The following is a 20,242-nucleotide window of genomic DNA, read 5'->3' as shown; positions in this document are numbered from 1 at the left end:
TCAACGAAATCCGTTGCGTCCGGTTTCTCGCGTGACGGATTCGCTTGCCAGGCACGCTTCGACTATGCGGTAATCGTGGCATGGGCAACGCGACCGATCACCTCTGGATGCACTTCACGCGCATGGCCAGCTACCGCGAGGGCGAGGTGCCCACGATCGTCCGCGGCGAGGGTGCCTACGTCTGGGACGCGCAGGGCCGCCGCTACCTTGACGGCCTCGCCGGCCTCTTCGTGGTCAACGCCGGCCACGGCCGTACCGAGCTGGCTGAGGCCTCCGCCAAGCAGGCGGCCGAGCTCGCGTTCTTCCCGCTGTGGTCGTACGCGCACCCGACCGCGATCGAGCTGGCCGAGCGGATCGCCGCGCTCACGCCGGGCGACCTCAACCGGGTCTTCTTCACCACTGGCGGCGCGGAGGCGGTCGAGGCGGCGTGGAAGCTTGCCCGCGCCTACTACAAGCGGGTCGGCAAGCCCACCAAGCACAAGGTGGTCAGCCGCTTCATCGCGTACCACGGGACGTCGATGGGCGCCCTCTCGATCACCGGGCTGCCCGGCATCAAGAGCGACTTCGAGCCGCTCGTGCCCGGCGGCATCAAGGTGCCGAACACAAACTTCTACCGGGCTCCGGAGCACGGCGACGACATCGAGGCGTTCGGGCGGTGGGCGGCCGACGAGATCGCCCGCGCGATCGAGCGCGAGGGTCCGGAGACGGTCGCGGCGGTCTTCCTCGAGCCGGTGCAGAACTCCGGGGGCTGCTTCCCGCCGCCACCCGGCTACTTCCAGCGGGTCCGGGAGATCTGCGACGAGTACGACGTGCTGCTCGTCTCGGACGAGGTGATCTGCGCCTGGGGCCGCCTCGGTGAGTATTTCGGCGCGGTTCGCTACGGCTACCAGCCCGACATCATCACCACGGCCAAGGGCCTCACCTCCGGCTACTCGCCGCTCGGCGCGATGATCGCCTCCGACCGGCTGATGGAGCCGTTCCTCGCCGAGACCGGCATGTTCGCGCACGGCGTCACCTTCGGCGGCCACCCGGTCTCCTGCGCGGTGGCGCTCGCCAACCTCGACATCTTCGCCCGCGAGGATCTCACCGGGCATGTGCGCGCCAACGAAGCCGCGTTCCGGGCGACGCTGGAAAAGCTCAACGACCTGCCGATCGTCGGTGAGGTCCGGGGCGACGGGTACTTCTATGGCATCGAGCTGGTCAAGGACAAGCAGACCCGGGCCACGTTCGACGACGACGAGTCGGAGCGGCTGCTGCGCGGCTTCCTCTCCACCGCGCTCTTCCAGGCCGGGCTCTACTGCCGGGCCGACGACCGGGGCGACCCGGTCGTGCAGCTGGCGCCGCCACTGATCGCCGGGCAGGAGCAGTTCGACGAGATGGAGCAGATCCTGCGCGCCGTGCTGGCCGAGGCATGGCAACGTCTCTAGAGGCGGACAGCCTCTGGATGTCCACGGTGGACGATGACCTGACGCCGCGACCGGCGCTGGGTGGCTCTCTCGTGGCCGACGTGGCGATCGTCGGCGCCGGGTACACCGGCCTGTGGACGGCCTACTACCTGGCCGCCGCCGCGCCCTCACTGCGCGTCGTGGTGCTGGAGAAGGAGTTCGCCGGGTACGGCGCGTCCGGGCGCAACGGCGGCTGGTGCTCGGCGCTCTTCCCCACCCCGGTGCGCCTGATGGTGCACCGCCACGGCCGCGAGGGCGTCGTCGCGATGCAGCGCGCCATGAACTCCACAGTGGACGAGGTGGGGCGGGTCGCGGCGGCCGAGGAGATCGACTGCCACTGGAGCAAGGGCGGCACTGTCGTGGTGGCGCGGACGCCGGGGCAGCTGCGCCGCGCCGAGGCGGCCGTGGCGGAGGCGCGGGAGTTCGGGTTCGGCGAGGACGACGTGGCACTGCTGGACGCCGCGGAGGCGGCGAGGCGGTGCGGCGCGACGAACGTGCTCGGCGGCATGTACACGCCGCACTGCGCCGCGATCCACCCGGCTCGGCTGGTGCGCGGGCTGGCCCGGGCGGTGGAGCGGCGGGGCGTCACCATCTACGAGCAGACGCCGGTGGTCGAGCTGCGCAAGGGCGCGGCCGAGACGCCGGTCGGCACCGTTCGGGCACCGGTGATCGTGCGGGCGACGGAGGCGTACACGCCCGAGCTGCCCGGCGCCCGCCGCGCGATTGCGCCCGTGTACTCGCTGATGATCTCGACGCCGCCGCTGCCGGACGACTTCTGGGCGGTCGCGGGGCTGGCCGAGCGGGAGACGTTCAGCGACTTCCGCCGGCTCATCATCTACGGGCAGCGCACGGCGGACGGGCGGCTGGCCTTCGGGGGCGGGGCGCGCCGTACCACTTCGGGTCGAAGACCAGCGCCGAGTACGACAGCGAGCCGCGCGTCTTCGCGGCGCTCTACAAGGCGCTGGTGGAGCTCTTCCCGGCGCTGGCCGGCGTGAAGATCACGCACAGCTGGGGCGGTGCTGTCGGGGTCGCCAGCGACTGGTCCGCCTCGGTGGGGCTCGACCGGGAGACCGGGCTGGCGTGGGCGGGTGGCTACGTCGGCGACGGTGTCGGCACGACGAACCTCGCCGGGCGTACCCTCGCCGACCTTGTCCTCGGCGTGGAGAGCGAGCTGACGTCGCTGCCGTGGGTGGGGCACGAGTCTCCCCGGTGGCCGCCCGAGCCGCTGCGGTGGATGGGCATCAACGCCGTTCGCAAGCTCGTCACGTGGGCTGACGCAGCCAGGTTGTGATCTGCTCCTGCCGGGTCTGCTCGTCGAGCTTGGGGCAGACCCGCTCGCAGTGCTCCAGCCCCGGTCGCTTGTACGCGAGGCAGCACGCCGACGCGAGCGGCACCGGACCGATCCACCGCCGCCGCATCGCGAGCGGGCCGGCGCCGGCGAGCAGCCGCTCCGCCTCCGTCGCGGCGGTGTACGCCGGCTCCGGTGGCAGCTCACCGGCGAACGCGCTCACCACCGTGTCGGCGACAAGCGCCCAGGCCGTGCGGCGGCCCAGCCGCGAGACGCCGCGCAACGTGTCGATGACGGGCGTGGAAAGGTCGAGGATGACGTCGACGAGGTCCCTGTCCATTGTGGAGGTGACTTCGACGCCGGGCTCGCCGGCGAGCGGATCGCCGGGCAGGACGGCCAGCGCGGGCGCGCCGACCGCCAGCCCGTTGAACCAGCCGTCGGCATCCACGCGCAGCGCGGTGCCGTCCACTGTGAGCAGTGGCAGCCGCCGCTCCTCCCGGTACGCGAAGACGAGCAGCCGGATGAACGACCCGGTCACCCAGCCGGCCATGTGCGTGGCAGCGGTCTCCGAGGGACAGCCCGAAGAGGTGACGAAGGCCCGCATCTGTGCCGCCAGCACGGCTCCGTTCGCGTGCAGATCGCCGAGGCTGTGCCAGCCGTCGCCTTCCCGGTCCGAGCCGGCCGGCGGGTAGCCGTCAGCCGCGTTGTAGCGCGCGAGGAGGCTGTCGGCCGGCGGCATGGCGGATCAGGCGACCGTCTTGAAGGCGCTCAGCTTGCCGGTGAGGTCACGCAGCGCCGCACTGAACGCGGCCCAGGTGGACGGCGTCTCCGGGTTCCAGGCAACCGCCTGGTTGGCCTTGACCGCCGGCAGGTTGGCCACGGTCGGGTAGCGGGCCAGGTCGGTGGTGAAGTACGACGCGTTGCGCGAGTCGTAGAGCAGCACGTCGGCCGGATACTTGCCGGCCTGCTCCCAGGAGAGCACCTCCCAGTGCGGCTCGTCGGCCGGCGCGGCGGGCTGGACGAAGTTGACGCCGAGGTTCTGCAGGAACGCCAGGTCGGAGAAGATCTTCGCGTTGCCGAGGTAGAGGTTCTCCTTGGTACCGCTGACGAAGGCCACCCGGAGGCCCGGCTTGGCGGTGACCGCCTCGGCGAGCGCCTTGCCGGCCGCGTCGAAGTCGGCCTTGGCGCTGGTCACCGCGCTGGCGTTGAGGTCGGCGCCCAACGAGCCGGCGAGCGCGGCGAAGCGACCGATCACCTGGTCGACGGGCACCTCGAACTGGTTGATGCCGACGCTCGGGCAGAGCGGCTCGATCTTGCCGACCGCGTCCTCTGGCACGTACCAGAGCTGGTCTTTGCTCTGCATCGGCGCGACGAGCAGGTCGGGCGCGAGCGACGCCAGCTTCTCGATATTGAACTCGCCCCACGTCTGGCCCACCCACTGCACGGCGTTGACCTCGACGTTGCCCTTGAGCACGTCGTTGCCTTTCGCCTCGCCGAAGACGCCGACCGGCCGGATGCCGAAGTCCCAGAGGGTCGCCGCCGCGCTGAGCTGAGCCACGATCTTGGTGGGCCGGCTGTCGCGGGTCGCCTTCTTGCCGCGGTCGTCGGTGAACTCCCACAGGCCGCCGCCGCTCGCGGCCGACCCGGGCGCCTCGCCGCCGCCGTCGCCACCACATCCGGCCAGCACGAACAGCGCCGCGCCACCGCCGATCAACAGCCGCCGCCGGCTCACTCCACTCACGTCGCGACCTCTCCTCGCCCAGATAAGGGGAGGCTAAGCTAACCTGCACCGTGATGTCGAGGAGGGATCTTGTGACGGCGACCGCAGCGCGTGTGCCCGCGGCGGGCGTGCGGTCCCGACCCGCGCTCGCCTGGGGCCTGGCCGCGGCCGGGGCGGCCCTGGTGGCCGCGGCGATGCTGTCGATCGCGGTCGGCTCCAAGTCGATCCCCATCGGCACGGTGCTCGACGCACTCCTGCACTACGACCCGCGGATCGACGACCACGTGGTGGTCCGCGACCTGCGGGTGCCGCGCACGCTGCTGGGGCTCGCCGTCGGGGCAGGGCTGGGACTCGCCGGTGCGCTCATCCAGGCGCTCACCCGCAACCCGCTGGCCGACCCGGGCATCCTCGGCATCAACGAGGGCGCCGGCCTCGGCGTGCTCGTGGCGATCGGCATCGTGGGGCTGAGCAGCCCGTGGGCGTACGTGTGGTTCGCCTTCGCCGGCGCGGCCGCGAGCGCGGTGCTCGTGTACGCGATCGGCGCGCGCGGCCGCGAGGGTGCCAGCCCGGTGCGACTCGTACTGGCCGGGATCGCGTTCACCTACGTGCTGCACGCGATCGGGCGCGCGATCCTGCTCACCGACTCGGCCACCTTCGACCGCTGGCGCAACTGGATCGTCGGCTCGCTGGCCAGCGCCGACCCGGGCGTGATCGTGGCGATGTTGCCGTTTCTCGCCGTCGGTACCGCGATCGCGCTGGCCCTCACTCCTTCGCTCAACGCGCTCGCGCTCGGCGAGGAGGCGGGGCAGGCGCTGGGCGTCCACCGTGGCCGGACGCGGGCACTGGGCGCGGTGGCCGTCACCCTGCTCTGCGGTGCGGCGACGGCGGCCGCGGGTCCGATCGCGTTCGTCGGGCTGATGGTCCCGTACGCGGCCCGCATGATCACCGGGCCGGACTACCGGTGGCTCGTGCCGTACTCCCTTGTGCTCGCGCCGATCCTGCTGCTGGTCTCGGACGTCGTGGGCCGGGTGGTCACCCGCCCGAGCGAGGTGGGCGTCGGCGTGGTGACCGCCGTGGTCGGTGCGCCGCTGCTGATCGTGCTGGTGCGCCGGCGAGGAAGGCTGCCACGGCTGTGAAACGCTCGTTCGCGGTCGGCCTGGCCCTGCTCGCCACCTGCGTCACCGTCGCCGTCGTCGCCCTCGGGACGGGCGACTACCCGATCTCACCCACCGGCGTGGTGCGCAGCCTGGTGGGGCAGGGAAACCCGGCGACCGAGTACATCGTGCTGGACCTGCGGCTCCCCCGGGTGCTGACCGCCCTCGCGGTGGGTGCGGCGTTCGGCGCGAGCGGGGCGATCTTCCAGAGCCTCACCCGCAACCCGCTGGGCAGCCCCGACGTCATCGGCTTCACGGCGGGCGCGAGCGTAGGCGCACTCATCATGATCATCCTGGTCGGCGGCGGCCTGCTGGAGATCGCATCCGGCGCGGTCCTGGGTGGCGCCGCCGCGGCCGCGGCCGTCTACCTGCTCGCCTACCGGCGCGGCTCGCAGGGCTACCGGCTGGTGATCATCGGGGTCGCCGTACAAGCGCTACTCACCGCGGTAACCACATACCTACTGGCCCGAGCGAACATCTTCGACTCCCAGCGCGCCGCCCTCTGGATCATGGGCAGCCTCAACGCCCGCGGCTGGGCACACGCGGCCGTGGCCAGCGCCACGCTGGCGGCACTCCTGCCGGTCGTGCTGGCGCTGCACCGCCGCACGCTGGTGCTGGAGATGGGCGACGAGACCGCGCGCTCGCTCGGCGTGTCGGTGGAGCGGGTCCGACTCGCGCTGATCGCCACAGCGGTAGCGCTGGCAGCTGTCGGCACCACCTGCGCCGGCCCGATCGCGTTCGTCGCCCTGGCCGCACCCCAACTCGCCCGACGCCTCACCCGCGCCACCGGGCCCAACCCGCTGCCCTCGGCCGCGATGGGCGCCGCGCTGCTGTTAGCCAGCGACCTGGTGGCCCAACGCGCCCTCGCACCGACCCAACTCCCGGTCGGCGTGGTGACAGCCGCACTCGGCGGCCTGTACCTGATCTGGCTGCTGGGCTGGCGCCGCACGGCCGCGTAGGCAGCCGACTTCGGGACGTTCCGCAGGGCGCCGAAATCGCGCCGGATCCGGGGCGTGCGGTGAAATCGCCCCACCGCGGACGGCGAGGCCCGGCAGCGACGGGCGGGAACTCGGACCTTGGGTCTTCAGAGCTACCGCGATGTCCGCGGTGGTCCGGACCGTTGCTCCCGCGGCCTCACCCTCCGCGGTGGGCAACCTCACCCCGCTCCCGCCGCCTCGCCGTCGCGGTGGTCCGGACCGTTGCACCCGCGGCCTGCCGTCCGCGTTGGGTGATCTCCCTAGCGGGAAGGCTGGGTGGCTTCCGGGTCGTCGAGGTCGTCGTCGGGCTGGCGGGCGCCGGGCGGAGTGATCGGCGGCGGCGTGGGCGCGGACCAGGCTGGCCGGGGGTAGGCGTCCTTGGGCGGCGGGCCCTTGAGCAGCTGGGTGGCCTCGGAGTCGGGCGTGCCGATCCTCGTCGTGGTCTGGTCGCCGGTGGGGGTCGAGGTGGGGATGCGCGTGGTCGGCGCTTCTACCGGTGGCGCGGGCGTCGGCGAGCTTGGTATCCGGGTGGTCGCGACCTCCGCGGAGGGCTGCGGTGGCGGCTGGTTGAGGCGGGTCGTCGTCTCCTGCTCGACCGGGGGCGGCGGGGTCTGCGTCGGGATTCGCGTCGTCGGGGCCTCGCCTGCCGCCGGCGCGCCCGAGATCGGTGCGGGCGGGGCACTGGTCGGTGGCGCCGAGAAGGGCGAGGGCGGTGCCGTGGGGAAGGGGGCGGTCGGCGCCGCGTCGACGGGCTGGGGCGGGGGGCCGCCGGTGAAGGGCGATGGGGCGGGTCCGCCGGTGAAGGGGACGGTGCGGGCACGCCCGGCGGAGGGGTGGGGCCAGGTAGCCGGGCGTCGCGGCGAAGGTGGGCGGGCCGCCGTACGGAGGGGCGTACGCGCCGCCGGGCGGGATGGCGCCGGGGGCATGCCGGCCGCCGGCATCGGGTACGGGGTTGCGCCCGCGGGCGTGGCGGCGGGCGGGTGGGCGGATCGGCGCCACCGGCGTGGGCTCAGCAGCGTCGCGAGCAGTGGGATGGCGAGCAGTGCTGAGTAGCCCAGCGCGGGGTAGGTCAGCGCGAAGTCGTTGTTGCGCAGGTCGGTGGGCATGGTGTCGAAGTAGGACGCCGGGTCGAACGCGGCCCACGAGGACAGGCCGAGGAAGACCAGCCCGATCAGCGCCGGCCCGATCGGTGACAGGCGTGCCATGACCAGCAGCGCGTACATGACGCCGCCGGCGATTAGCGCGGCCAGGCCGAACACGATCTCGACCTTGAAGCCCCCGGCAAACTCCGCGCGGGTGCGGCCGATCTCGTTCAGGCCGTAGCCGGTGGCGATCCAGATCAGCGGCGCCAGAAACAGCGACAGCAGGAGCGAACCCGCGTGGCGCATGTGCCCTCCCCATCATCATCCGCAGGGGCACCGTACCCCGTGGGGGCAAGCTCCTGAACTGCTGCTACTCGCCGTCTGTGCGCTTGCCCGCCCCCGCGGGCGGCGCCGACCACGGTGTCTTGCCGCCGGGGCGGCTGGGCACGGTCGGCGTCTCGTCCGGGTCCAGCAGCGGCTGGGTGCCGAACGCGTTGAACGACGACAACGAGGTCGACGAGGTGGCCAGGTCGGGCAGCGTGTCCGGCTCGTCCTTGATGACGAACGGCTCCGGCGAGTACCCACTGGCCAGCGGCCACCGCCGCCACCGCTGCACGCTGAAGGCGGCGACCACGAGCAGCGCGCCGAGAAGCACGAGCGTGCCGTTGTCGAGCGGCACCAGCAGCGGGATGTCCCGGTCGAGGACGCTCCACCCGTCGGGCACCGTGTCCCGCACGGCCAGCGGGTCCACGAAGAGCCCCGCGTACGGCGTGATCAGCAGCAGCCCGGCGACCAGCGGGCCGAGCGGCGAGAAGCGCAGCGTGCCGATGATGCCGAGCAGGACGCCGGCCACTACGAGGTACGCCGCGGGCTCGATGAGATCGACCGTGTCGTATCGCCGGGCCTGCGCCCAGCCGGCCACCGTGCTCGACGACTCCGCCTGGCCCGTGGCGACGAGCACCCAGGTGAGCGGCGCGGCGGCCACGCCGGCGAGCAAACTCCATAGATGTCGCATGCGCGCACCGTACCGGTTTCATCCGCCTCCCGGCAGACGGGGCAAGATGTGTAAATGAGTGCGGGCACAGTGTTGTGGACGCCGCCGGCCGACGTGCGGGACCGGACCCGGATCGGGGACTACCTGCGCTGGCTGCGTGAGCATCGGGGGTTGGACTTCGCCGGGTACACCGACCTGTGGCAGTGGTCGGTGGACGACCTGCCCGGCTTCTGGCGGTCCATCTGGGACTATTTCGAGATAGTGGCGCACGAGCAGCCCACCGCCGTGCTGGAACGTCCCGAGATGCCGGGCGCGCGCTGGTTTCCGGGCGCCACGCTCAACTACGCCGAGCACGTGCTGCGGATGCCGGGCCTGGCGCCGGACGACCCGGTCGTGCTCGCGTACTCGCAGACCCGCGCGCCGGTGACCCTCAGCAAGGCCGAGCTGCGCGAGCAGGTACGCAGGGTGCGGGCCGGGCTGCGCAGGCTCGGCGTGGGGCGGGGTGACCGGGTCGCCGCGTACGCGCCGAACATCCCCGAGACGTACGTGCTGATGCTCGCCGCCGCCAGCCTCGGCGCGACCTTCTCTTCCTGCGCGCCCGAGTTCGGCACCCGCAGCGTGGTCGACCGGTGGCGGCAGATCGAGCCGGCGGTGCTCGTGGCCGTCGACGGCTACCGGTACGGGGACAAGGCCGTCGACCGCCGCGCCGAGGTGGCCGCGATCCAGGAGGCGCTGCCGTCGCTGCGGCACACGGTCACGCTGCCGTACCTGCACGCCGAGGGTGACTGGGACACGCTGGCCGCGCCGACGGACGAGGAGCTCACCTTCGAGCCGGTCCCCTTCGACCACCCGCTCTACGTGCTCTACTCCTCCGGTACGACGGGGCTGCCCAAGCCGATCGTGCACGGCCACGGCGGCATCCTCGTCGAGCACCTCAAAATGCTCGCGCTGCACCATGACCTCGGCCCGGGCGACCGCTTCTTCTGGTTCACCACGACCGGCTGGATGATGTGGAACTTCCTCGTCTCCGGCCCGGCCGTGGGCGCGGCCATCGTCCTCTTCGACGGCAACCCCGGGGTCCGGGCGGAACCCGGCAAGCCAGCTCAGCCCGACCTCGGCGCGCTGTGGCGGATGGCTGAGGAGGCGCGCGTGACGTACTTCGGCACGAGCGCGCCGTTCCTCCTCGCCTGCCGCAAGGCCGGCATCACACCGCGCGCGGGCGGCCAGCTCCGCGGAGTCGGCTCGACCGGCGCGCCACTGCCGCCCGAGGGCTTCGCCTGGGTGTACGAGGCGGTCAGCCCCACCGTCCAGCTCCAGTCCCTGTCCGGCGGCACCGACGTGTGCACCGGCTTCATCGGCGGCTCCCCGCTCGTCCCGGTGTACGAGGGCGAGCTGTCCTGCCGCTGCCTCGGCGCGCGGGTGGAGGCGTACGACCCGAGCGGCAAGCCGGTGGTGGACCAGCTCGGCGAGCTTGTGATCACCGCACCGATGCCGAGCATGCCGGTCGGCTTCTGGGGTGACAGCGACGGCAGCCGCTACCGGGAGGCGTACTTCGACGTCTTCCCCGGCGTGTGGCGGCACGGTGACTGGATCACGATCAGCGAGCGGGGCACCTGCGTGATCACCGGCCGCTCGGACGCCACGCTCAACCGCGGCGGGGTGCGGCTGGGCACCGCCGAGTTCTACTCGGTCGTCGAAGGCTTCGACGAGGTGGTCGACTCGGTGGTTGTCCACATCGACGGCGAAGACCAGGGCGACCTGCTGCTCTTCGTGGTGCTGGCGGGCGACCGCGAGCTCGACGACGAGCTGCGCGCGCGGATCTCGCGCGAGCTGCGCACCGCCCTGTCGCCGCGGCACGTGCCCGACGAGATCCACCAGGTCCGGGCGGTGCCGCGCACGCTGAGCGCCAAGAAGCTGGAAGTGCCGGTGAAGCGGATCCTCACCGGTACCCCCATCCAGCAGGCCGCCGCGACCGGTGCGCTGGCCAACCCCGAGTCGCTGGAGGAGTTTCGACGTTTCGCCCGAAAGCACTAGCTACTCGTCCGACAACGATGCGGTGAGTCTGCCGCGTCTCATTGCCGTGAGCGCGTACCTGCGATTGACCGTTACCGACACGCTGGGCGTGTGGGTTGACGGTAACCACGCGTTCAGCCCGCTCGCCAAGGTCACCCGCACCTGCTGGTACCGGGTGCCGAGCGACTGGGTCGTCCACGGCGCGCTCGCGCCCGGCCGGCGCGACCGCCTTGTCGACGCGCTCTACGGGCCGGGCTGGCGCGAGGGCAACGCGGACGGCTCGCGGTACGTGCTCCTCGACGTGGACGAGAAGGTGCTCACCGAGCGCGAGGTGCGGTCCCGGCCGTGGCTGAGCGACCGGGCCGGCTTCTACGTCTGGACGCCGGAAGGCGCGTTCCGCGAGGTCATACCAGCTGAGTTGTGACTTTTTCGGCGACCGACCGGCCATCCAGCTTGGCCGGGTCGAGCGCCCCGCAGAGCACGAGCGTCGCGCCCCCGGCCAGCGGTGCGAGCAGCCAGTCGAGCGGGTCGGGGTGCTTGGCCGCGTCGACCAGCACCCGGTCGCCGGCCTTCAGGCCGAGGTCCGCCGCGCGTGCGGCCGCGCGCTCGACAAGGCCGCGGTCGGCCTGATTCGCGTACGGCGTGAAGTGGTCGCCGAACGTGCGCACCTCGGTCACGTAGTCGACGAAACCAGACGGCACTGTCCGCATCGGCAGGGCCATGGGGCGAGACCGAGAACGAACCGCTCTCCGGCGCTCCACCCCTCCGCCTCCGTCACCCGATCGGCCGACGCGAAGATGACATCGATGGAAAATTTCTCATTCGTGATCTGGTTACCGGGCGTGGCGACCTCCACGCCGGCCGCCCAGCAGCCCAAGATCACGGCTGCGGTCTGCCAGTGAGCCGGCAGGAGCAAACCCGCGCGGTCGCCCTGCGCGAGTCCCAAGCCGTCTACCAGCAGGTTTGCCGTCTTGGAGACCCAGTTGTCCAGCGTGGCGCCGGACAGCTCGGTCCGGTCGCCGGTGGCGTCGTCGTACCAGGTGAGCAGCGGCTGGGCCAGATCCTCAGCGGCCGCGGTGGCGAAGCGTTCGATCACAATGCCGGACAGTACTCACTCCTGACTCACTCACCTTGGGAAAAGTCTTACCGTCGCGTCGCAGACAACGACGGCCGATCCGCGCGGCGTAGGCTTTACGTAAGTGTTGTTGGACACAGCCCGCACAACCGGCCCGTTAGCCGAGAGCAGCCAAAAGGAGACGCCAAGTGACCCCCGGTAGTCCGCCCCGCGTGCTCGTCGACGCTACGAGTGTTCCCGCCGACCGGGGCGGCGTCGGCAGATACGTCGACGGGCTGCTCGGCGCCCTCACCAAGGTCATCGGTTCGGGAGTGGAGCTGGCTGTGGTGGCCCTCCGCACCGACGTGGAGCGGTATGGGCGGATGCTGCCGGCCGCCGAGGTGATCGCGGCGCCCGCGGCCGTCACCCACCGCCCGGCCCGCCTCGCCTGGGAGCAGACCGGCCTGCCCCTGCTGGCCCAGCAGGTCGGCGCCGAGGTGCTGCACTCGCCGTTCTACACGTGCCCGCTGCGCGCCGGCTGCCCGGTGACGGTGACGGTCCACGACGCGACGTTCTTCACCGAGCCCGAGCACTACGACAAGTCCCGCCGCACGTTCTTCCGCAGCGCGATCAAGACTGCCCTCCGCAGGGCCGAGCGGGTGATCGTGCCGAGCAAGGCGACCCGCGACGAGCTGATCCGGCTGCTCGACGCCGACCCGACCCGGATCGACGTGGCGTACCACGGTGTCGACCACGCCGCGTTCCACCCGCCGACCGACGAGGAGAAGGCCCGGGTCCGCGCCCGCCTCGGCCTCGGCGGCAGTGACTACGTGGCGTTCCTCGGCGCCAAGGAGCCCCGGAAAAACGTGCCGAACCTGATCCGCGGCTGGGCGGAGGCGGTGGGCGACCGCACCGATCCGCCCGCTCTGGTGATCGCCGGGGGCAGGGGCACGACGACGACATCGACCGCGCGGTCGCCGACGTGCCGGCCCACCTCCGCCTGCTCCGCCCCGGTTACCTGCGCTACGCCGACCTGCCCGGCTTCCTCGGCGGCGCGCTTGTCGCGGCCTACCCGTCGTACGGCGAGGGGTTCGGCCTGCCGATCCTGGAGGCGATGGCCTGCGCGACGCCCGTGCTGACCACGCCGCGCCTGTCGCTGCCCGAGGTGGGCGGCGACGCCGTGGCGTACACGAGCGAGGACCCGGCCCAGATCGCGGCCGACCTCGCCGCGCTGCTCGACGACGAGGCCCGGCGGCTGGCGCTGGCCAAGGCCGGTTTCGACCGGGCCAAGGAGTTCACCTGGGAGTCGAGCGCCGAGGTGCACGTCGCCGCCTGGAGCCGCGCGGCGGCCTGACCGATCAGGGCTTTCCCCGGCGGGCATGATGGGCTGATGCTCTTCGCCGTTATTCCGGCGGGTGGTAGCGGCACGCGTTTGTGGCCGCTGTCCCGAGCCGGTCATCCCAAGTTTTTGCATCCGCTCACCGGCACCGACGCCTCGCTCCTGCAGGCGACCGTGCAGCGGCTGGCGCCGCTGACCACCCCTGAGCGGACGCTGGTGGTGACCGGGCTGTCCCACGCGGCGGCGGTCGCCCGGCAGCTCACCCGGGTGCCCGAGGAAAACATCCTTGTCGAGCCCTCTCCGCGGGACTCCTGCGCGGCGATCGCCCTGGCCGCCGCCGTCATCGCGCGGCGCGACCCGGACGCGGTGATGGGTTCGTTCGCGGCCGACCACCTGATCGCCGACCCGGACGGGTACGTGGCGACGGTCCGCCGCGCCGTGGAGGGCGCCGAGCAGGGCCTGCTGATGACCGTCGGGATCAAGCCCACCCGCCCGGAGACCGGCTACGGGTACCTGCAGTGCGGCGGCGGCATCGGCGGCGGCGAGATCCGGGTGGTGGAGGAGTTCAAGGAGAAGCCGGCGTACGACGTGGCCGTCTCCTATGTGGAGTCCGGCCGCTACTTCTGGAACGCGAGCATGTTCGTGTGGCGGGTCGACAGGTTCCTCGCCGAGCTGGCCCGCCAGCAGCCGGAGATGCACGAGGGGCTGCGGCGCATCGCGGACGCCTGGGACTCACCCGCCCGCGAGGAGGTGCTCGCCGAGGTATGGCCGACGTTGCCGAAGATCTCCGTCGACTACGCGGTGATGGAGGGGGCGGCGGCCGCCGGACTTGTCGGCACCGTGCCCGGCGACTTCGGTTGGAACGACATCGGCGACTTCCACACGCTCGGCGACGTGCTCCCCGCCGATCCCGCCGGCAACGTCGTGGTGGGGGCCGGGACGACCGACGACAAGCCGGGGGTACTGCTGCGCGACTCCAGCGGGCTAGTGGTCGTGCCGGGGTCGGGCCGGCTGGTCGCCGCGCTCGGCGTACGTGACCTGATCGTCGTGGACACCGACGACGCCGTGCTCGTCTGCCCGCGGGACCGTGCCCAGGATGTGAAGAAGCTGGTGGACGACCTGAAGCGGCGTGGCGATGACAGCTACGTTTAACAAATGACCTTGACCTCGGTGGAGCTCGCCGTCGGGTGCAACGAGGCGAGCGACCTGCTGCCCGTGTTCGCGCCCGAGGTGCTGGCGGCGCACGGCGCGCGGCGGGCGTTCTGGACGGTGCTCGACGAGGGCACCGTCGAGCAGTGCCTCGCGTTGCTGCTGGAGCGCCCGGACGGCGTCTGGACCGCCCACCACGCCGCGTTCGACGCCGGCATGGAGACCGGCCGCACGGAAGACGGCGAGGCGCTCGCCCGCTGGGGTGAGTGGATCTACGTGCTCGGCTCGCACTTCGGCTCGAAGGGCGGACCGCTGCGCCCGAAGCGTGCGTTCTTCGCGCGCTTCCGGGAGGCGGACGCGGGCCGCCCCGGCGCGGCGTCCCTGCAGATCGTGCGCAACCAGTTCCGGCTGCACCGGCTGGTCAACGACGCGCTGCGGGACGCCGACATCACGCCGCTGCCGCCGGGCAACCGGGTGCAGGCGAGGTTCATCGTGGAGACCATCAACCGGGGTACCGCGCGGGAGAAGAGCTGGGCGACCCGCCTCGCCCCGGGTGACCTGCCACTCAATGTCGAGGCGGCCGCCTTCACGCCGTCCGGGACGCTGCTGCTCGGGCTGCGCTTCCCGGTGACCGAGAAGGGCGAGCCGGTGCTGGTCGAGGTGGCCGGCGTCGAGGGCATGTTCGACAGCGTTTTCGGGTCCGGCTCCTCGCCTGGCGGGCCCGCCAGGCGAGGAGCCGGACCAGTTGGAGTTGACGCGCAGACCTGGCCCGAGGTCGTCGGTGCGTACGCGCTGACCGGCGTGACACCGCCCGGCGCGCTGGTCGGGTTCCGGGCGCTGACGGCGGTGGGCGACGGGTCGTACGAGGCGGTGGTCGGCTCGATCGACGCGCTGGGCAAGGGCTCGGTGCTGCTCGACGACCACCCCGAGGGCGGCGAAGTGACCAGCCGGCACATCCGCTTCCGCCTGCCCACCGCGGACGGCGCGACCCGGGTGCCGGCCGAGCTGCTCGAAGACCTGGCGCCTTTTCACAACGTCGAGGGACTGGCGGTCCACGGTGGCCAGCGGGTCTACGTGACCGACGAGGACCACCGCGTCGCGGTCTGGCTGGGCTGAGATGAACCTGGGTCCCGCGCGCGGAACGCGGGACCCAGGCGGTGAAAAGTGCTACCTGGCGGTGCAGGTCGGGGTCATGCCCGTGCCCGTGCCGGTGCCTTGGAAGCCGAACTCGGTCGACTGTCCGGCACCGATCGAGCCGTTGTAGCTGACGTTCGTGAACTGCACCGCGCCGCTGGTGCCGGTGCGGTTCGAGTTCCAGTGGTTGGTGACGCTCGCACCCGACGGAAGCGTCGCCGAGACCGTCCAGCCGTTGATCGCGGCGGAGCCGGCCGTCACCCGTACCGTGGCGACGAAGCCACCCGTCCACTGGTTCAGCGAGACGGTCGCCGTGCAGCCGTTACCGGTCGGCGGCGGGGTCGTCGGCGGAGGCGTGGTGGGCGGTGGGGTCGTCGGCGGAGGTGTCGTGGGCGGCGGGGTGGTCGGCGGAGGCGTGGTGGGCGGAGGCGGGGTGGTCGGCGGAGGCGTGGTCGGGCCGTCCGACAGGGTCGGCGTCGTCCAGTCCCGCCACTCGGCGAGGTTGCCCTGCTTGCGGCTGGAGATCCGGATCGTGCCGGTCGCGCTGCCCGTCTTCAGCAGGAACTTCTGGATGAACTGCTGGATCGGGGTACGCCACTCGGTGCGGCTGGCGCAGTGCGTACCGTCCGACACGTCGGACCAGTACGTGATGTTGCCTCCCACGCCGAGCGCCTTGTAGATCTCGGCGCCGGCGAGAGCCGCGTTGCTGCCGGAGCGGGCGGCCAGCCAGTCGATGTGCGGGTTTTCCATGAGCAGCAGGCCGCGTGGCGCGATCATGCCGACCATCTCGTGGGTGTCCACCGGCAGCGAGTTGGGGTTGCCGGTGTACGAGCTGAACGCGTCACCGAGCCACGGCTGCTCGCTGTACGCACTGCTCAGCGGCTGCGAGCCGGACTCGCCCGGAATGCCGCGGAAGATGGGCGCGCCGCCGCTGCCGGACTCGATCGGCATTGTCAGCGCGATCCGCTGGTCGAAGACGCCGATCGTGAAGGCGCCCTTGCCGTACCGGGAGCAGCCCGTGACGCCCAGCCCGTCGGCCCGGAAGATGCTGCTGCCGGAGGACTCGATGACGTCGATCAGACGGCTCACGCCCCAGGCCCAGGCCATCAGGATGCCGGTGCTGCTCGACGCGCCGTAGATGCTGTAGAACGCACCCTGCTTGTTGTTGCGCGGGGTGCCCTCCCGGCCGACCGCGAGCGGGTCGTAGCTGATGACCGCCGCGCCGGAGCTGCGGATGGTCGCGGTGTCGGCGCCGAACCCGCCGACGACGAAGACCGCGGGGTACGGCGCGGAGCCGGTCGTCGGCAGCTGGACGCTCGCCGAGAAGCTCGCGCTGCGGCCTTGGTCGGAGACGTTGACGGTGATGCTGCTGGTCGAGACGGAGCCGGTGACAGTTGCCGGCTTTGGCGGCTTCTGTCCATAAACCGTCCGCTCGGCCATCTCCCGGATCTCGGCCCGGCGGCACCGCCAATCGGCCTTCGTGGTTACGCGACTACCGTCAATCTTTCGGAACGGGTCGGGCAGCCTCGCACTGGACGTCGAGGGGTTGTTGGCCACCGGGCAGTCGGCACCGTCGTCTTCGACGCCGACCGCGGCGAACGCTGGAGTGGTCCTGGTTAACACGGCTACGGTTCCGGTGACCGCGAGCACCGCTACTGCCAACACGATGACCGTCGATCGGAACTTAGAGCGGCCCGAGCTGATGGACACTTGGGCTCTCCTTCCCGGGTGGGGTGGTGGGCGCGGCTTCGCGATTGAAGATCACCGATGCCGACATCGACAAGTTTCGACCGACAGACCGAAACATGTCAATACAGTTCCGGTACACGTGGCAGACGACGTCGAAACTCGCGGGACCCCCGCGGGGAAGAGCCGGGAAGATCAGGCCGGCAGGTCCGGAAGCACGGGCACGGTGCCCGCGCCCTCGGCCGCCAAAGCGGCGCGCAGGCGGTGCAGGTCGGTGCCGAAGCGCACCAGGGCTGCGGCGTCCGAGGACTGGGGCGGGGTAGCCCGTACCCCTTCGTCTGGAATGTGGGTGAAAAGCGTGCCAGGGGCGATGGCGCCGGCCACCGCGGCGATCGCCCGTTCCACCGCGGCCGGATCCGCGGGCTCGCCGGCCGGCGGCGGGCGGAGCGGGAGGAGCGCGGCCTCGTGGAGGCCCGCCGCGCGGGCCTCGGCCGTGCCGAGCGAGAACATGTCGGACGCGGCCTCGCGGACAAGCGTCACCGCGCCCGGGCCGTCGTCACCGGGCCGGGACAGATAGCCGCGCACGACCGCGACCGGAACCTGGTCGGTCTTGCCCTTGACCAGCTCGCTCGCGGCGGCCAGCTCGTCGATCACGGCCATCTGGGTGATGTGCAGCTCGTTGCCGTACGGATCGGTCTCGCCGCGGTGGTCGCGGACCGGCGCGATCCCGGCGGCGCCGAGCGCGACGTCGGTGAGCCCGTTGCGCCACGGCCGGCCCATCGTGTCGGAGACGACCACGGCCACGTCGAGACCGTGCCGCTCGCGCAGTGCCGCCCGCAGCGCGCGGGCCGAGGCGTCGGGGTCCTTGGGGAGCAGCACGAGCCGCGTGCGGTCCACATTGGATGCGTCGATGCCGGCCGAGGCCATCACGAAGCCGTGGTGGGTCTGCACGATCCGGGTCTGTCCACGCGTGGCCACCTTGCGGGCGCTCTCGGCGGCCAGCACCTCGTCGCGCGCGGCCGCCCGCTCGGGGCCCTCCGCCGGCACGTCGACAAGCTGACCCTCCGCTTTGGACACTATCTTGCTGGTGACCACGAGCACGTCGCCGTCGCGCAGCCACGGCGCCGCGGCGGCGATCAGCGCGGCCAGGTCGTCGCCGGGCGAGACGTCGCCGATACCGGTGACTGGGAAGATTTCAAGCTTCACGCCAGCTCCATCGCGGCGCGCACCATCGCGGCGGTCGCCTGCTCGTCGCTCATCCACAGTGGAACGGCCCGCACCGTCACGCCGGGCACCTCCGCGCCCTGGTCGGTCGTGTCGACCAGCCACCCGTCGAGGAGGTCGGCACCGTAGAGGGCGCCCACACCGGCCGCGGTGCACTCGGCACCCACGATCGCCAGGCACTTGTCGGCCATCCCGCGCACCGGCGCGCCGCCGATGATGGGCGAGACGCCCACGACCCGCGCGGCGGCGACGGCCTCGCGAAGGCCCGGCACGGCCAGGATCGGCGCGATGCTCACCACCGGGTTGCTCGGCGCCACCAGCACGACGTCGGCCGCGGCGAGCGCGTCGAGCACGCCGGGCGCCGGCTTGGCCGACTCCGCACCCACGAAGACGAAGCGCTCGGTCGGCAGGTCGCCCCGGTACCGCACCCACCACTCCTGGAAGTGGATCGCCTTGTGCTCGCCGTCGATTTCCACCACAGCGTGGGTTTCGAGGCGGTCGTCGCTGGCCGGCAGCATCCGGACGCCGGGCTGCCACCTGTCGCAGAGCGCCTCGGTCACCGCGGAGAGCGGGTAGCCGGCGGTCAGCATCGTGCTGCGCACGAGGTGCGTGGCGATGTCCTTGTCACCGAGGCCGAACCAGGTGGGCTCCGCGCCGTACGCGGCGAGCTCACCCTTCACGGTCCACGTCTCACCCACGCGCCCCCAGCCACGCTCGGGGTCGGCGCCGCCACCCAGCGTGTACATCACGCTGTCCAGATCGGGACAAATCCGGAGTCCGTGCATCGACGCGTCGTCTCCGACGTTCAACACGGCGGTCACCTCGGCGCCCACCTCGCGGGCGTACGCACGCACGCCGACCAGGAAGCGAGCCCCGCCGATGCCTCCGGCCAGTACCACGATCCGCATGTCCCCATCCTCCCGCAGCCCATGCGAGCGCAGCGGGGCTACCCCTGGACCGCTAGGCTCACGGGCGCAGACCGCTTTGTCCGCCACCCCAGGGGAGCCTTGACCACCCAACCTGAGGCCACGCCGAGCGACGGGACGTCGGCCAGCCAGTTCACCAAGCCGCTGCGCGAGCTCGCCGCCCTGGTGCTTCTCGGCGCCACCGGGGTGCTGCTCTTCGTAGCCATCCTCAACCTGATTCCGACCGGTGACTTCGAGACGTTCACCGGCAACGCCGCCGGTAGCTTCGACGGCTTCGTCAACCTCGCCACGATCGGCCTTCCCTTCCTCGCGGTGCTCCTGGCCAACCACGTCCAGCCGGTGCTGGGGCGGGCCAAGGTCATCACGCTGGTGGCCCTGATCGAGTACGCGGTCGCCGGCTTCTTCGGCGTCGTCTTCGGCCTCTTCATCGGCGTCGTGAAGATCGCCGACGACAGCGTCTTCAACGCGCTGAAGGCCTTCCTGGGCCGGATCGCCGTGCTGGCGGTGCTCGCCATCGCGGCGTACGCGCTGGTCCGGATCGCCCGCGGCCTCTACTGGGTGCCGAAGCCCAAGCCCGCCCCGGGCATGTACGGGCAGCCGGCCTACGGGCAGCAGCCCGGTTACCCGCCGGGCTACGGCCAGCAGCCGGGTTACCCGCAGCAGCAGCCGGGGTACCCGCCGGCGTACGGGCAGCCCACCGCGGCGTACCCGCAGACGTACGGCCAGCCGGGGCAGCAGCCCTACGGTGCCGGTCCGGCCGGAGCGCCCACCGCACCGGTGCCGCCGATGCCGACCAGCGCACCGCCGCACGCCCCGACCAGCACCCCGCCGAGCCACGACCAGCCGCCGCAGGGCGAGCCCGGTCAGCAGACCCAGCTGATCAACCCGGCCAGCCAGCAGCCGTCGGCCGGCTTCCCGCCGCCGCCGTCGGCCGGTCTCGGCGACGACCCGACCCGGCCCGTCCAGCGGTAACGACGGCGCGCGACTCGCGGCGCCGCCGAAAAGATTCCCGATACGCGTGTGGGGAGGGCAACTGCCCTCCCCACGCCGTGTCGCC

The 20,242-nt window shown here is 72.0% G+C and carries 17 protein-coding genes and 2 pseudogenes; 11 read left to right on the top strand and 8 right to left on the bottom strand.

Going from position 1 to position 20,242, the window contains the following annotated elements:
* Window positions 1-80: 80 nt before the first annotated feature.
* The 3 genes from Phou_RS23705 to Phou_RS55035 are packed head-to-tail and all read left to right on the top strand — an operon-like array spanning window position 81 to window position 2,736.
* Complete coding sequence (locus Phou_RS23705) at window positions 81-1,427, top strand: aspartate aminotransferase family protein (RefSeq protein ID WP_173058001.1); 1,347 nt, start codon at window positions 81-83, stop codon at window positions 1,425-1,427.
* 17 nt (window positions 1,428-1,444) lie between these two features.
* Window positions 1,445-2,440, top strand: a complete 996-nt coding sequence (locus tag Phou_RS23700) for an NAD(P)/FAD-dependent oxidoreductase (RefSeq protein ID WP_308784471.1) — start codon at window positions 1,445-1,447, stop codon at window positions 2,438-2,440.
* Window positions 2,410-2,736 carry an FAD-binding oxidoreductase/lyase gene (locus Phou_RS55035; protein ID WP_308784470.1) on the top strand — a complete coding sequence of 109 codons (327 nt, stop codon included), beginning with the start codon at window positions 2,410-2,412 and terminating at the stop codon, window positions 2,734-2,736. Before Phou_RS23700 ends, Phou_RS55035 begins: the two co-directional genes overlap by 31 nt.
* Here Phou_RS55035 and Phou_RS23695 read toward each other — a convergent pair.
* The gene (locus Phou_RS23695; RefSeq protein WP_173058000.1) at window positions 2,708-3,472 is read right to left on the bottom strand and encodes a hypothetical protein; all 765 of its coding nucleotides are present in this window, start codon (window positions 3,470-3,472) and stop codon (window positions 2,708-2,710) included. The two genes, Phou_RS55035 and Phou_RS23695, sit on opposite strands and share 29 nt — an antisense overlap.
* 6 nt (window positions 3,473-3,478) lie before the next feature.
* The gene (locus tag Phou_RS23690; RefSeq protein ID WP_173057999.1) at window positions 3,479-4,474 is read right to left on the bottom strand and encodes an ABC transporter substrate-binding protein; all 996 of its coding nucleotides are present in this window, start codon (window positions 4,472-4,474) and stop codon (window positions 3,479-3,481) included.
* A gap of 173 nt (window positions 4,475-4,647) precedes the next feature.
* Here Phou_RS23690 and Phou_RS23685 point away from each other — a divergent pair, with 173 nt between their 5' ends.
* The gene (locus Phou_RS23685) at window positions 4,648-5,589 is read left to right on the top strand and encodes a FecCD family ABC transporter permease (RefSeq protein ID WP_246273826.1); all 942 of its coding nucleotides are present in this window, start codon (window positions 4,648-4,650) and stop codon (window positions 5,587-5,589) included.
* A complete protein-coding gene (locus Phou_RS23680) occupies window positions 5,586-6,566 on the top strand; it encodes a FecCD family ABC transporter permease (protein WP_173057997.1) in 981 nt (326 codons plus the stop codon). The genes Phou_RS23685 and Phou_RS23680 overlap by 4 nt, the downstream gene beginning before the upstream one ends.
* 278 nt (window positions 6,567-6,844) lie before the next feature.
* On the opposite strand, the gene Phou_RS23675 is transcribed toward Phou_RS23680, so the two are convergent.
* Window positions 6,845-7,972, bottom strand: coding sequence for a hypothetical protein (locus Phou_RS23675; protein WP_173057996.1), 1,128 nt, complete (start codon window positions 7,970-7,972; stop codon window positions 6,845-6,847).
* A 64-nt stretch (window positions 7,973-8,036) separates the two neighbouring features.
* Entirely contained in the window at window positions 8,037-8,681 is a 645-nt protein-coding gene (locus Phou_RS23670; protein ID WP_173057995.1) for a hypothetical protein, read from the bottom strand.
* 54 nt (window positions 8,682-8,735) lie between these two features.
* Between Phou_RS23670 and Phou_RS23665 the strand changes: the two genes are divergently transcribed.
* Together Phou_RS23665 and Phou_RS23660 are read left to right on the top strand one after the other, a co-directional pair.
* A complete protein-coding gene (locus Phou_RS23665; protein ID WP_173057994.1) occupies window positions 8,736-10,694 on the top strand; it encodes an acetoacetate--CoA ligase in 1,959 nt (652 codons plus the stop codon).
* Between the two features lie 22 nt (window positions 10,695-10,716).
* A complete protein-coding gene (locus tag Phou_RS23660) occupies window positions 10,717-11,097 on the top strand; it encodes a hypothetical protein (protein WP_173057993.1) in 381 nt (126 codons plus the stop codon).
* On the opposite strand, the pseudogene Phou_RS23655 reads toward Phou_RS23660, so the two are convergent.
* Window positions 11,078-11,769: pseudogene (locus Phou_RS23655) on the bottom strand (TIGR03089 family protein). The gene Phou_RS23660 and the pseudogene Phou_RS23655 sit on opposite strands and share 20 nt — an antisense overlap.
* 167 nt (window positions 11,770-11,936) lie before the next feature.
* Between Phou_RS23655 and Phou_RS23650 the strand changes: the two are divergent.
* From Phou_RS23650 to Phou_RS23640, 3 genes and pseudogenes are all read left to right on the top strand, one after another.
* Window positions 11,937-13,081: pseudogene (locus Phou_RS23650) on the top strand (glycosyltransferase family 4 protein).
* A gap of 36 nt (window positions 13,082-13,117) precedes the next feature.
* On the top strand, window positions 13,118-14,218 hold the full coding sequence (locus Phou_RS23645; protein ID WP_173057992.1) for a mannose-1-phosphate guanylyltransferase: 1,101 nt from the start codon (window positions 13,118-13,120) through the stop codon (window positions 14,216-14,218).
* A gap of 3 nt (window positions 14,219-14,221) precedes the next feature.
* Window positions 14,222-15,331 (top strand): hypothetical protein, encoded by a 1,110-nt coding sequence (locus Phou_RS23640; protein ID WP_173057991.1) that lies wholly within the window; start codon window positions 14,222-14,224, stop codon window positions 15,329-15,331.
* A 51-nt stretch (window positions 15,332-15,382) separates the two neighbouring features.
* Here Phou_RS23640 and Phou_RS23635 read toward each other — a convergent pair whose 3' ends face one another.
* The 3 genes from Phou_RS23635 to cofD form a co-directional block, all read right to left on the bottom strand.
* The gene (locus Phou_RS23635; protein ID WP_246273704.1) at window positions 15,383-16,789 is read right to left on the bottom strand and encodes a glucuronyl esterase domain-containing protein; all 1,407 of its coding nucleotides are present in this window, start codon (window positions 16,787-16,789) and stop codon (window positions 15,383-15,385) included.
* Window positions 16,790-17,230: 441 nt separating this feature from the next.
* Window positions 17,231-18,241: a coenzyme F420-0:L-glutamate ligase gene (locus Phou_RS23630; protein WP_173057990.1), complete on the bottom strand. Its 1,011-nt coding sequence runs from the start codon at window positions 18,239-18,241 to the stop codon at window positions 17,231-17,233.
* Complete coding sequence (cofD, locus tag Phou_RS23625) at window positions 18,238-19,167, bottom strand: 2-phospho-L-lactate transferase (RefSeq protein WP_173057989.1); 930 nt, start codon at window positions 19,165-19,167, stop codon at window positions 18,238-18,240. Before cofD ends, Phou_RS23630 begins: the two co-directional genes overlap by 4 nt.
* 99 nt (window positions 19,168-19,266) lie before the next feature.
* Here cofD and Phou_RS23620 point away from each other — a divergent pair, with 99 nt between their 5' ends.
* The gene (locus Phou_RS23620) at window positions 19,267-20,157 is read left to right on the top strand and encodes a hypothetical protein (RefSeq protein WP_173057988.1); all 891 of its coding nucleotides are present in this window, start codon (window positions 19,267-19,269) and stop codon (window positions 20,155-20,157) included.
* The last annotated feature ends 85 nt before the right edge of the window (window positions 20,158-20,242 follow it).

Origin of the sequence: Phytohabitans houttuyneae (assembly GCF_011764425.1) — a bacterium.
GTDB lineage: Bacteria > Actinomycetota > Actinomycetes > Mycobacteriales > Micromonosporaceae > Phytohabitans > Phytohabitans houttuyneae.
The sequence above is the reverse complement of the archived record's forward strand: the minus strand, read 5'-3'. Positions and strand labels throughout refer to the sequence as shown.